This window comes from Pseudomonas sp. LBUM1649 (assembly GCF_059716155.1).
Genome location: NZ_CP166807.1, coordinates 995,108 through 1,008,692, shown reverse-complemented (window position 1 = coordinate 1,008,692; position 13,585 = coordinate 995,108). Strand labels below are relative to the sequence as shown.

Below are 13,585 nucleotides of genomic sequence, written 5' to 3'. Positions count from 1 at the left end.
GGTCATTCAGACAGCACGCGTTATCGTTGACGTCCATCGCGAGCATGCTCGCTCCTACAAAGGGTTTTTGTGTCGGGCATGAAAAACCGGGCGGCTTTGAGGCCGCCCGCGTTGGGTGAGGTTACAGATGCGATTCTGCGTATTCGGCCAGAATCGAACGAGGCACCCCTTGCAGGGTGATGTGCACCCCGTTGGGGAAGTCCTTGAAGCGTTCAGTCAGGTACGTCAGTCCGGAGCTGGTCGCGGACAGGTAAGGGGTGTCGATCTGTGCCAGGTTGCCCAGGCACACCACTTTGGAACCGGCACCGGCACGGGTGATGATGGTTTTCATCTGGTGCGGTGTAAGGTTTTGGCATTCATCGATCAGGATCAGGCTCTGCTGGAAGCTGCGGCCGCGGATGTAGTTGAGGGATTTGAACTGCAACGGCACTTTGCTGAGGATGTAGTCGACGCTGCCATGGGTGCTTTCGTCATCCATGTGCAAGGCTTCGAGGTTGTCGGTGATGGCGCCCAGCCAAGGCTCCATTTTTTCCGCTTCGGTGCCCGGCAGGAAGCCGATCTCCTGGTCCAGGCCTTGCACGCTGCGGGTGGCGATGATGCGGCGGTAGCGCTTGCTGACCATGGTCTGCTCGATGGCCGCGGCCAACGCGAGAATGGTTTTACCAGAGCCTGCGGCACCGGACAGGTTGACCAGGTGGATGTCCGGATCGAGCAAGGCGTACAGCGCCAGGCTCTGATAGATGTCACGCGGCTTTAGGCCCCAGGCTTCCTGGTGCAGCAGCGGTTCCTGGTGCAGGTCCAGGATCAGCAGTTTGTCTTCCTCGATCTCCTTGATCCAGCCGACGAACCCCTGCTCATCGATGATGAACTCGTTGATGTGCACCGCCGGCAGATTGTCGATCAACTGCACCTGGTGCCAGGTGCGGCCGTGGTCCTGACGGGTCTCGACCTTGCTCACCCGGTCCCAGAAGGAGCCGGTCATGTTGTGATAGCCGTTGGGCAGCAGCGATACGTCGTCGACCAACTGGTCGGTGCTGTAGTCCTCGGCCGCGATCCCGCAGGCACGGGCCTTGAGGCGCATGTTGATGTCTTTGGTGACCAGCACCACGGGCTTCTTCGGCTCGCGTGCGTGCAGGTCGATCAGCTGGTTGATGATTCTGTTGTCGTTCAGATGCTCAGGCAGAATGATGTGGGGTTCGGCCTGCTTGCTCATCAGAATTGACAGCAAGCCCTTGGGCCCGCTCTTGCCCCGCTGGATCGGCACGCCCTGCTCGACGTCCTCGGGTGAGGCATCGCCCAGGGTCTTGTCGATCAGCCGGATGGCCTGGCGACATTCGGCGGCAACGCTGTGATGCCCGCTCTTGAGCTTGTCGAGCTCCTCAAGCACGGTCATAGGGATCGCGACGTGGTGTTCTTCGAAGTTAAGCAGCGCGTTTGGATCGTGAATCAATACGTTGGTATCGAGTACATAAAGGATTGGCTGGTTGGAAGAAGAGCTACGTCCGTGATCATCCATACTCGGTCACCTTAGTCAGAGCCAGTGGACGCAATACCTGGGCGGTGCTGCGCCTCGAAGTGGCCGCCGAATTCACCTGCGGGGACTCAAGTGACTGCATACAGAGCTGGGTCTTGGGAGACGCCACCTGTGTTGCAGGTTTCGGCGGTCTGTCTTCGTAATACTCCAAAACCCATGACAGAAAAAAGCACTTTGACGCTTTTTTGAAGTTTATTTTTCAGAATGACCAAAAACACTTGGCGGACTGCCATCACCCGTTTACAGTCGGAGATCAACTTGCAGCAAAATCCCCTCTAAAATCGCCGTTCACCCAATGTTTTCGGGCTTTGGCCGTTTTCAGCGAAACCCTTCCTGGCAGTCTTCCCAACCGATCCCGCTTTGAGCCGTTTGCGTGATCAGCCAGGGCAACGCCGTTTTCACCCCTTCCTGTTTCACATTGAAATTGATCACCCCATGGCGCCACAGCAGCATCAGGGTCAACACCCGTTGCGCACTCTGGCTGCCCTTGAGCTTGCCCGCACCGTCCTGGGCATCGATATCCCACAGGGCGACCTGCAACCCCTGGGCCTTGAAGAAAGCGGCGGCGTCGGCGCGACGCTGGCCATCGGGCGGGCGAAACAGGGGCACGAAGTTCTCCGGCAGCTTGTTCTTGGCCAGCTCGACGCTGCGGCGTACCGAGTCGTGCCAGTCCTGCCAGTGGCTGTGGGAGCGAAACTCCCAGCCTTGCACACCGATGCACTGGGTTGACCAGGTCGCTTGCAGGCTGGCCACCGAGCGCTCGCCCAGACGGGCCTGGAGGTCCTTGCCGAGAACGAAGAACGTGCCGCTGAGGTTGGCCTTGCGCAGGTACTCGGCAATCCAGTCGGTATTGTCCGGCACGGCATTGGCGGCGCTGTCGAAGGTCAATAGAAACAGCCTGTCATGCATCGCGTCGCCATTGCGCTCATAGTCACCAAAACGATCGACTTCATTGCTGGTTTGCGGAAACAGTGCCGCCTTGCGCAGTTGCTCATCAAGGTACTGGCTGTGGAACAGGCGACTCGGTTCGGCCCACTGTATGTAGTAGCTGTTCTCGCTGAGCTGAAACTTGCCGGCCTGCTCGCGCAAGGTGGCCATGTCCTCGACCAGGAAACAGAAGGAGGCGTCCTGATCGCAACTCTGCTGGGCGAAATCGTAGTTGGTCAACAGGCGTTGCCATAGGCGCTGACGAACACGATTGACCGATTCCAGGTTGATCGTGCGCAGGCCCAGGCGTTGCGCCAATGCCGCTTCGTCCAGGGACTCACTGGCCAACAGCACCCGGGCGAACATGAGAATTTCGGCACGCGACGCGACATCGAACAGGGTCGGGTTGTCGAGTTTTTCCGGCCAGGTGTTGCGATCCAGTGTTGCGACTTCACCCGGCGCCGCCATGACGCCGAAGCTCAGCAGCCAGGCTGTGAGCAGAAAAACGATACGCAATGGGATGTCTCCATAACAAAACTCGCGCGGCACTATAGCCGATCCAACCTGCCCCCTGATGATCGTTCCCACGCTCTGCGTGGGAATGCCTCAACGGACGCTCCGCGTTCGGCCTTGGATGGGACGCGGAGCGTCCCGGGCTGCATTCCCACGCAGAGCCTGGGAACGATCACCGTCCGGCACCTATCACACCCATAGCTGGAGTCAACGATGACAACCCCCTAGAATCGCCGCCACGATTAAAGGAGACGACTTCATGCTGATGGTGATTTCCCCCGCCAAGACCCTCGATTACGAGACACCGCCGGCGACCCAGCGCTTTACCCAGCCGCAGTACCTTGACCATTCGCAGGAGCTGATCCTGCAATTGCGCGAGCTGACCCCGGCGCAGATCAGCGAGTTGATGCACGTTTCCGACAAGATCGGCGGGCTCAACGCCGCCCGCTTTGGCAGCTGGACACCTGCCTTTACCCCGGCCAACGCCAAGCAGGCCTTGCTGGCCTTCAAGGGCGACGTCTACACCGGGCTGAATGCACAAACCTTCAGCGAAGCCGACTTCGACTACGCCCAGCAACATTTACGCATGCTCTCCGGCCTGTACGGCCTATTGCGTCCCCTGGACCTGATGCAACCGTACCGGCTGGAAATGGGCACCAAACTGGCCAATGCCCGGGGCAAGGACTTGTATGCCTTCTGGGGCATGCGTATCAGTGAATGGTTGAATGAAGCCCTGGCCGATCAGGGCGATGACGTGCTGCTCAACCTGGCTTCGAACGAGTATTTCTCGGCGGTCAAGCGCAGCGCCTTGAGCGCACGCATCATCAACACCGAGTTCAAGGACCTGAAGAACGGCCAGTACAAGATCATCAGCTTCTACGCGAAAAAGGCCCGGGGCATGATGAGCCGCTTCGTCATCGAGGAACGCATCAACGATCCGCAAGCTCTCAAGCAGTTCGATGTACAGGGCTACCGCTACAGCGCCGAGCAGTCTAAACCGGACAACCTGGTGTTCCTGCGCGACCACGCACCAGAGTGAAGCAGAGGGTCGGCGCGCGACCTTGCGGATCCCTCGTGCGCCCCCCCATTGATAACCTCGAAATCCCCCGCTCTCTTCGTCATTTTTATGACGCCAAAAAACAATCTGTCAATTTTCTAACTTCAGTTTCACTCGACTTTGATCATTTTTTTCAGTAGTGGCACTGAAAAAATTTCTCAGTAGTGGCAAATAACTATCCCCTCCAATAATCCGCCTATATATAAAGGGCGAAACGGCAAGTGCTATCAATTTGAGAGCAGTGCCATCTTTGTCAATATTTCAAGAAATTTCAGATTTCGTGATGGATGGGTCGGAACTATGTCCAAATGCACCGCTCATACCACCGGTAACGATTCTCGCCGCGAATGTACGAGACAACTTACGCAGAACAGAGATCCATGTAGTGAAGTTGCAACACTAACTTTCACTGACTTATCCCTGATTTGGGCAACACCAGAACGGACAGGAGATACGCACCATCACTATCCCCTACAAGGCCAAGGCCGCGCCCCTATTAACGTGCTCACCTGGGCACCAAAACCCTTGATCTACGGGCTTTCGGCCTGACATCAAGCGCGTAGGATCAATGCACGAACATCTTCTGAATAGAGGACTGGTTGCATAACAGGGCAAGTCATAACAACAAGGCCTAGTTGCGCCAACCTTGAGCGCACTTATTTAGACACTCGGAACTTTTATGCCAGCACGCGGTATTGTCGCGCCTGCAAGGCTTAACTTCCGTGTGCACTATAACCGCTGAACACCATTAACTCCGGCCATCTAATGGCTTGATCAACACTGAGGTAAATGCGATGCGCATCAGCATATTTGGTTTGGGTTACGTTGGCGCAGTTTGTGCCGGTTGCCTGTCTGCACGGGGCCATGACGTCGTTGGCGTCGATGTTGCCAAAGACAAGATCGATATGATCAATGCAGGCCGTTCTCCGATCGTTGAACCAGGCCTGGGCGAACTTCTGGCACAAGGTATCCAGACCGGTCGCCTGCGCGGTACCACCAACTTCGCCGAGGCGATTCGCGACACCGACCTGTCGATGATCTGTGTCGGTACGCCGAGCAAGAAGAACGGCGACCTGGAACTCAACTACATCGAGGCCGTGTGCCGCGAGATCGGTTTTGTCCTGCGTGACAAGACCACCCGTCACACCATCGTGGTGCGCAGCACCGTTTTGCCGGGCACCGTCGCAAACGTTGTCATCCCGATTCTGGAAGACTGCTCCGGCAAGAAGGCCGGTGTCGATTTCGGTGTGGCGGTCAACCCTGAGTTCCTGCGCGAAAGCACCGCCATCGCCGACTACGACCAACCGCCAATGACCGTCATCGGCGAGTTCGACAAGGCCTCGGGCGACGTTCTGCAATCGCTGTACGAAGAGCTCGACGCGCCGATCATCCGCAAGGACATCGCCGTTGCCGAGATGATCAAGTACACCTGCAACGTGTGGCACGCCGCCAAGGTGACCTTCGCCAACGAGATCGGCAACATCGCCAAGGCCGTCGGCGTCGATGGTCGTGAAGTGATGGACGTGGTCTGCCAGGACAAGACCCTGAACCTGTCCCAGTACTACATGCGCCCGGGCTTCGCTTTCGGCGGTTCCTGCCTGCCGAAAGACGTACGCGCCCTGACCTACCGCGCCAGTTCCCTGGACGTCGACGCCCCCCTGCTCAACTCGCTGATGCGCAGTAACGAGTCCCAGGTGCAGAACGCCTTCGACATCGTCCAGAGCCATGACAAACGCAAAGTCGCCCTGCTGGGCCTGAGCTTCAAGGCCGGTACCGACGACCTGCGCGAAAGCCCGCTGGTTGACCTGGCGGAAATGCTGATCGGCAAGGGCTACGACCTGAGCATCTACGACAGCAACGTCGAGTACGCCCGGGTGCACGGTGCGAACAAGGACTACATCGAGTCGAAGATCCCCCACGTCTCGTCCTTACTCAACTCCGACTTCGACGCGGTGATCAACAACTCCGACGTGATCATCCTCGGCAACCGTGACGAGAAATTCCGCGCCCTGGTCAAGGACGTCCCGCACGGCAAGCAAGTGATCGACCTGGTCGGCTTCATGTCCAAGGCCACCAGCACGGCTGGCCGGGCTGAAGGCATCTGCTGGTAACGCGGAATCCCGTCTCCGACACCGCGCTTCCGCGCATGAAACACCTGTAGGAGCACAGCTTGCTGGCGATGACGTACTTGAGATCGCCATCGCCGGCAAGCTGTGCTCCTACAGGGGCGAGGGGCTCGCACATGACTTTAGGATTCCGATTATGCACAGGCTAAAGCACTGCCTACTCCAGGCCGCCGGTTGGCTGTTCTACCTGAGTTTACTGATGGGCATCGCCATGGCGCTGCCTGTGTCCACGTTCGACTCCGAGTCGAAGGACTTCATTTTCCTGATCGGTATCGTCGGTATCTGGCGCTACTCGATGGGTGCCACGCACTTTGTGCGCGGCATGCTGTTTCTGTACGTGGTCTACCCGCACCTGCGGCGCAAAGTGCGCAAGCTGGGAAAGGCGGCGGACCCGTCCCATGTATTTTTGATGGTCACCAGTTTCCGTATTGACGCGCTGACCACCGCGCAGGTCTACAGCTCGGTGATCCGCGAAGCGATCGACTGTGAGCTGCCGACCACCGTGGTCTGCTCCATCGTCGAAATGTCCGATGAACTGCTGGTGAAAAGCCTGTGGAACCGGATGAACCCACCGGCGCGGGTCAAGCTCGACTTCGTGCGCATCCCCGGCACCGGCAAGCGCGATGGTCTGGCCTTCGGTTTCCGCGCCATCTCCCGTCACCTGCCGGATGACCGCGCCGTGGTGGCCGTGATCGATGGCGACACCGTGCTCGGAGAAGGCGTGGTGCGCAAGACCGTGCCGTGGTTCCAGCTGTTCGGCAATGTCGGAGGCCTGACCACCAATGAGTTCTGCGAAGTTCGCGGTGGCTACATCATGAGCGAATGGCACAAGCTGCGTTTCGCCCAGCGTCACATCAACATGTGCTCAATGGCCCTGTCCAAGCGCGTGCTGACGATGACCGGGCGCATGTCGGTGTTCCGTGCCACCGTGGTCACCAACCCGGAATTCATCGCCGACGTGGAAAGCGACTCGCTGCAACACTGGCGCCTGGGTCGTTTCAAGTTCCTCACCGGCGACGACAAGTCCAGCTGGTTCAGCCTGATGCGTCTGGGCTACGACACCTTCTACGTGCCCGATGCAGCGATCAACACCGTCGAGCATCCACCGGAAAAGAGCTTCATCAAGGCCAGTCGCAAGCTGATGTTCCGCTGGTACGGCAACAACCTGCGGCAGAACTCCCGGGCCCTGGGCCTTGGGGTAAAACGCCTCGGCGCGTTCACGTCGGTGGTGCTGTTCGATCAACGCGTGTCGATGTGGACCTCCCTGCTGGGCCTGTCCGTGGCGCTGATCGCAAGCGCGAAGTACGGCACCGCGTTCATCCTGGTGTACCTGCTGTGGATCGGCATCACCCGCCTGATCCTGACCCTGTTGCTGTCCTGTTCCGGCCACCGGATCGGCCCGGCCTACCCGGCGATTCTCTATTACAACCAGATCGTCGGCGCGCTGGTGAAAATCTACGTGTTCTTCCGCCTCGACCAACAGTCCTGGACTCGCCAGCCCACTGCTCTGACCCGTGATCTCGCCAGCTTTCAACGTTGGTTCAACACCTGGTCGTCTCGGACCATGACCTTCTCCGCCGGCAGCATTTTTGTCGCCGTGCTGCTGATGATGGTCTGACCGCCCCCTTTTTGAATTAACCAGGAAATCGCCTTATGAATACCGCCGTCAACGCCAACGTAGTGCATGAATCCGAAGCCCAGCGCCAACACGCCCGAGTGAAAATCCCGGCCAAGCTGCGTTTCTTCGGCCCTGACCGGACACCGGTCGAAGCGCGGGTGATCGACCTCTCCGCCGGTGGCCTGGCCTTCAATGCCGGGCAACTGCCACTGAAGATCGGCGACAAGTACAAGGCCCGCCTGCAATTCGTCATCGACAACCTCGGCCTGGCCATGGACGTGGAGTTGCAGGTGCGTTCCTACGATCGCCAGACCGGTCGTACCGGTTGCCAGTTCCAGAACCTGGAACCGCAAGACATTTCGACCTTGCGCCATTTGATCACTTCGCACCTGGCCGGCGACATCGTCACCATCGGCGAAGTGCTGGCGACCCTGCAGCGCGACAACTTCACCAAGGCGCGCAAGGTCAAGGACGGCGGCCACGGCATGAGCGCATTCGGGCGCATGAAAGCGGTGACCTTCAGCCTGGGGATTTTCGTCGTCGGCCTGGCGGCGTTCGGGTTCATCTTCAAGTCGGTGTACGGCATGTACTTCGTCAGCCACGCCCAGGCCGGCCTTGTCAGCGTGCCGGGCGTGAACATCACCATGCCCCGCGACGGCACCGTGCAGAGCCTGGTGAAAGCCGATGGCGTCGCCGCCAAAGGCGCGCCGCTAGCGACCTTCAGCACCAGCATGCTCGACGTACTCAAGGGTCATCTGGAAGACGATCAACTGGCCCCGGCCAAGGTTGAAGAGCTGTTCGGCAAGCAAATGACCGGCACCCTGACGTCGCCTTGCGATTGCACCGTGGCCCAGCAAATGGTCGCCGACGGTCAGTACGCCAGCAAGGGTGACGTGATCTTCCAACTGGTGCCGCGTAACAGCGAAGCCAACGTTGAGGCGCGCTTCTCCTATCGCCAGTTCGGCGACGTGTTGCCAGGCACCGCGGTGCGTTTCCAGATCGCCGGCGAAGACAAGACCCGCACCGGCAAGATCGTCAGCAGCACCAGCCTGAAAAGCGCCGACCTGTCCTCCGACATCCGCGTGCTGATCCAGCCTGACGAAGCCCTGGACAGCAGCCTCGCCGGCCGTCCGGTGGAAGTGAACAGCGACCGTGGCCCGAACCTGAACTGGCTGATCGATAAAGCCATGGCTGCTGGTCTGTAACCGGAGGACATGCCTGTGACGACTCCTATCCTCAACACACCGCCGACCCTGTGGGAGCGAGCCTGCTCGCGAAGGGGTCAACTCGGTTTGTCTGATACACCGCGCCGCCTGCTTCGCGAGCAGGCTCGCTCCCACATGGGTTATGCGGTGTGTGCTGTGGCATTGGCGGTGAGCCTCGCCGGTTGCGCCGGCCTGCCCGACCAGCGCCTGGCCAACGAAGCGCTCAAGCGTGGCGATACCGCCACCGCCGCGGCGAACTACCAGCAACTGGCAGACCTGGGCTACAGCGAAGCCCAGGTCGGTCTGGCCGACCTCCAGGTCGACAGCCGCGACCCGGCGCAGATGAAACAGGCCGAGGCGACTTACCGTGCCGCCGCCAGTGTTTCACCGCGCGCCCAGGCACGCCTGGGTCGTCTGCTGGTGGCCAAGCCCGGCTCCACCGAAGCCGAACAGCACGAAGCCGAAGGCCTGTTGAAAAAGGCCTCGGCCGCCGGTGAAGGCAACACCCTGATCCCGCTGGCGATGCTGTACCTGCAATACCCGCACAGCTTCCCCAACGTTGATGCGCAAAAACAGATCAGCCAATGGCGCGCCGAAGGCAAGCCGCAAGCGGGCCTGGCGCAAGTGTTGCTCTATCGCACCCAAGGCACCTACGACCAGCACCTGGATGAAGTGGAAACGGTCTGCAAAGCGGCACTCAACACCACCGACATCTGCTACGTCGAACTGGCCACGGTCTACCAGAAACAAGGTAAACCGGAGCAACAAGCCGAGCTGATCAAGCAGATGCAGGCAGCACACAGTCGCGGCACCGTCACCGCTCAGCGGGTGGACAGTGTTGCTCGCGTGCTCGGCGATGCGACCCTGGGCAAGACCGACGAAAAAACCGCGCAGTCGCTGCTCGAAGATATCGCCCCCGGCTACCCCGCTTCCTGGGTCAGCCTGGCGCAACTGCTCTACGACTTCCCGGAACTGGGCGATGTCGACCAGATGATGAAGTACCTGGACAACGGCCGCGCCGCCGATCAACCGCGCGCCGAGCTGTTGCTGGGCAAGCTCTACTACGAAGGCAAGATGGTCCCGGCCGACGCCAAGGTCGCCGAGGAACACTTCCAGAAAGCCGTCGGCCGCGAAGTCGCCGCCGATTACTACCTCGGCCAGATCTATCGCCGTGGCTACCTGGGCAAGGTCTATCCGCAGAAGGCCCTAGACCACCTGCTGACCGCTGCGCGCAACGGCCAGAACAGCGCCGACTTCGCCATCGCCCAGCTGTTTTCCCAAGGCAAAGGCACCAAGCCTGACCCGCTCAACGCCTACGTGTTCAGCCAGCTCGCCAAGGCCCAGAACACCCCGCAAGCCACCGAGCTTGCGCAAACACTCGAAGCCCAACTGCCGCCTGCGCAGCTGGCCGAGGCCCAACGCCTGTTGAAACAAGAACAGGCTGTTCGCGGCAACTTGAGCCAGAACACGCTGCAGCTGCACGCCCTGCAAGAAGAAGACGGCGAGGAATCCCTATGAAGTTGAATCCATTCATGAAGGCCGGGATCGGCCTGACGTTCGCGCTGATCTGGTCGTGCCCGACACTGGCGGCGATGACTGAAGAAACCAAGAACTACGGCCTGGACGTGAAAATCACCGGCCAGTCCGAAGACGACCGTGACCTCGGCACCCAGAGTGGCGGCGACGTCAATGGCCTCGGCCTCGACCTGCGCCCTTGGGTGTATGGCGAGAGCGGCGCGTGGAGCGCGTACGCCATGGGTCAGGCCGTGACGTCCACCGACATCATCGAGACCGACACCCTGCAGGAATCCGAAGGCACCGAAAACACCGTCAACAATGATCGCAAGACCAAGAAGAACTACCTGGCGATGCGCGAGTTCTGGGTCGGCTACAGCGGCTTCACGCCCTACCCTGGCGAAATCCTCAAATTTGGTCGCCAGCGTCTGCACAACGATGACGGTCAATGGCGCGATACCAACATCGAAGCCTTGAACTGGACCTTCGACACCACCCTGTTGCGCGCCAACGCCGGTATCGCCGAACGTTTCAGCGAGTACCGCACCGACCTGAAGGAATTAGCACCGAAGGACAAGGATCGCCTGCACGCCTTCGCCGATGCCGAATACCAATGGACACCGGGTCACTGGGCCGGCATCCGCGGTCATCACACCCACGATGACGGCAAGCTCGACTACCCGACGCCGGGTGAACCGGGCGATTCGCTGGACAAAAAACAGAATGGCGACATCAGCTGGCTGGGCCTGCAGGCCAACAGCGATGCCTATAGCTTGAAAAACAGAAACACAGTCAACTACTGGGGCAGCATCACCGGCATGAGCGGCGACCGCGACACGGTCAACCCGCTGAACGCCGATGGCAGCGCACCGGCACAAGCCAAGCACAGCGGCGATGTCGACGGCTGGGCTACGGATCTGGGCGTGCGTCTGCGCCTCGATCCGCAATGGCAAGTCGGTGCGGCCTACGCCCGTGCCAGCGCCGATTACGAACAGAACGGCCTGGAAAGCAATCGCTCGAACTACACCGGGACCCGCTCGCGAGTGCACCGTTTCGGCGAAGCCTTCCGTGGCGAAATGAACAACATGCAATCGGCCACGCTGTTCGGTTCGTGGATGCTCAACGACGAATACGACGCCAGCCTGATCTACCACAAATTCTGGCGTGTCGACGGTAACAAGCCGATCACCAGCAACGGCATCGACGCCGTGCAGAACAACACCGACGACGTTACCGGCGCCGTGTTGTCCAGCACCTCCCTGCCGCTGAACGATGGTGACAAAGACCTCGGCCAGGAAATGGATCTGGTGGTCACCAAGTACTTCAAGCAAGGCCTGCTGCCGGCGGCATTGAGCCAGAAGATCGATGAACCTTCGGCCCTGGTGCGCTTGCGTGGCGGTGTGTTCAAGCCCGGCGATGCCTACGGCAAAGAAGTCGATTCGTACATGCACCGCGCGTTCGTCGACGTGATCTGGCGCTTCTGATGCACATTGCGAAGGGAGTCTCCCAGATGAACAGTGCCAAGAAAGGTTCCATGACCTTGCTGGCCGGCGCGATGCTGCTGGCGAGCGCGGCTGCCTTCGCCAATGTGGAGCCGGCGCCGAAGCCAGCAACCATGGCCAAGGAACTGCAACAGGCCAAGACCTACACCGTCAGCAGCGCACCGACCGCGCCGCTGGAACTGGCCCAGCCGAAACTGCCGGACACCTCCGGCTATACCGCCGAGGCCATCGCCGCGAAAATCGTGCGCAGCAAGGCCGGCAAGATCAGCGTGCGCCGGATGATGCAGGAAGACGCCCTGAAGGACTTCATCGGCGGCGACAACAAGATGGCCGAGTGGGTGGTGCGTCAGCACGGCATCCCGCAGGCGATCTTCATCGACGACGGCTACATGAACCTCAAGGACCTGGCAAACAAGCTGCCCAAGCAGTACTTCAGCGAAACCTCGCCGGGGGTGTTCCTGGCGAAGTTGCCGATCGTGGTCGGAAGCAAGGGCATCCTGGAGATCGACAAGCAGACCCAGGAATTGCGCCTGTCCCAGGAGGCCGGTTCGTTCCTGGTCAACGACGGCCAGTTGTTCGTACGCGATACCAAAATCACTGGCTGGAGCGAGAAGGCAAACGGCCCGGCGGCCTTCAAGTCGCCCAAGGAATTCCGTCCGTTCCTGCTGTCCTGGGGCGGCACCGAGACCTACATCGCCAACAGCAAGATCGCCAGTTTCGGTTACGCCAACAGTAAGTCCTACGGCGTGAGTATTTCCCAGTACACGCCGAACATGGCCAAGGTGCTCAAGCGTCCTGAGCCGACCGGCTGGATCGTCGGCTCCGAATTCTCGGACATGTGGTACGGCTTCTACTGCTACGAAACCCGCGACTTCGTGGTCAAGGGCAACACCTACAAAGACAACATCGTCTACGGCATCGACCCGCACGACCGTTCCCACGGCCTGATCATTGCCGACAACACGGTGTTCGGAACCAAGAAGAAGCACGGGATCATTATTTCCCGTGAGGTTAACGACAGCTTCATCTTCAACAACCGCAGCTACGACAACAAGTTGTCGGGCCTGGTGATCGACCGTAACAGCGTGAATAACCTGATCGCCCACAACGAGATCTACCAGAACCACACCGACGGCATCACCCTCTACGAGAGTGCCGACAACCTGCTGTGGGGCAACAAGGTGATCAGCAACCGTCGTCACGGCATCCGCATTCGTAACAGCGTGAACATTCGCCTGTACGAAAACGTCGCCATGGCCAACGGTCTGACCGGCGTCTACGGGCACATCAAGGACCTGACCGACACCGACCGTGACATCAAGCTCGACCCGTTCGACGCCCAGGTGTCGCTGATTGTGGTCGGCGGTGAACTGGCGGCCAACGGCAGCGGCCCGCTGTCCATCGACTCGCCTTTGAGCGTCGAGTTGTATCGCGTGTCCATGCTCGCGCCGACCAAATCCAGCGGCATCAGCTTCTCGGGGATTCTCGGCGAACGCCAGGATGAAATTCTCGACCTGCTGGTGCGCCAGCAGAAAGCCGTGCTGATCGACCCTGTCGAACGCCAGACCGAAATGCAGGACTGAGGATA

At 59.8% G+C, this 13,585-nt stretch carries 9 protein-coding genes; 7 read left to right on the top strand and 2 right to left on the bottom strand.

The window, feature by feature from the left end; genetic code table 11:
• Window positions 1-121 precede the first annotated feature (121 nt).
• Window positions 122-1,516, bottom strand: coding sequence for a PhoH family protein (locus tag ACA058_RS04465; RefSeq protein ID WP_497638029.1), 1,395 nt, complete (start codon window positions 1,514-1,516; stop codon window positions 122-124).
• Between the two features lie 336 nt (window positions 1,517-1,852).
• The gene (locus ACA058_RS04460; RefSeq protein ID WP_497638028.1) at window positions 1,853-2,977 is read right to left on the bottom strand and encodes a polysaccharide deacetylase family protein; all 1,125 of its coding nucleotides are present in this window, start codon (window positions 2,975-2,977) and stop codon (window positions 1,853-1,855) included.
• A gap of 256 nt (window positions 2,978-3,233) precedes the next feature.
• Here ACA058_RS04460 and yaaA point away from each other — a divergent pair, with 256 nt between their 5' ends.
• The 7 genes from yaaA (at window position 3,234) to algG (ending at window position 13,580) form a co-directional block, all read left to right on the top strand.
• Window positions 3,234-4,013 carry a peroxide stress protein YaaA gene (gene yaaA / locus ACA058_RS04455; RefSeq protein ID WP_497638027.1) on the top strand — a complete coding sequence of 260 codons (780 nt, stop codon included), beginning with the start codon at window positions 3,234-3,236 and terminating at the stop codon, window positions 4,011-4,013.
• Window positions 4,014-4,825: 812 nt separating this feature from the next.
• Window positions 4,826-6,142, top strand: a complete 1,317-nt coding sequence (locus ACA058_RS04450) for a nucleotide sugar dehydrogenase (protein WP_497638026.1) — start codon at window positions 4,826-4,828, stop codon at window positions 6,140-6,142.
• Window positions 6,143-6,293: 151 nt separating this feature from the next.
• Window positions 6,294-7,775, top strand: a complete 1,482-nt coding sequence (alg8, locus tag ACA058_RS04445) for a mannuronan synthase (RefSeq protein ID WP_497638025.1) — start codon at window positions 6,294-6,296, stop codon at window positions 7,773-7,775.
• Window positions 7,776-7,810: 35 nt separating this feature from the next.
• Window positions 7,811-8,980, top strand: coding sequence for a PilZ domain-containing protein (locus ACA058_RS04440; protein WP_497638024.1), 1,170 nt, complete (start codon window positions 7,811-7,813; stop codon window positions 8,978-8,980).
• A gap of 15 nt (window positions 8,981-8,995) precedes the next feature.
• The gene (algK, locus tag ACA058_RS04435) at window positions 8,996-10,498 is read left to right on the top strand and encodes an alginate biosynthesis TPR repeat lipoprotein AlgK (protein ID WP_497638023.1); all 1,503 of its coding nucleotides are present in this window, start codon (window positions 8,996-8,998) and stop codon (window positions 10,496-10,498) included.
• Complete coding sequence (locus ACA058_RS04430; protein ID WP_497638022.1) at window positions 10,495-11,979, top strand: alginate export family protein; 1,485 nt, start codon at window positions 10,495-10,497, stop codon at window positions 11,977-11,979. The genes algK and ACA058_RS04430 overlap by 4 nt, the downstream gene beginning before the upstream one ends.
• A 26-nt stretch (window positions 11,980-12,005) precedes the next feature.
• Window positions 12,006-13,580: a mannuronan 5-epimerase AlgG gene (gene algG / locus ACA058_RS04425; RefSeq protein WP_497638021.1), complete on the top strand. Its 1,575-nt coding sequence runs from the start codon at window positions 12,006-12,008 to the stop codon at window positions 13,578-13,580.
• The last annotated feature ends 5 nt before the right edge of the window (window positions 13,581-13,585 follow it).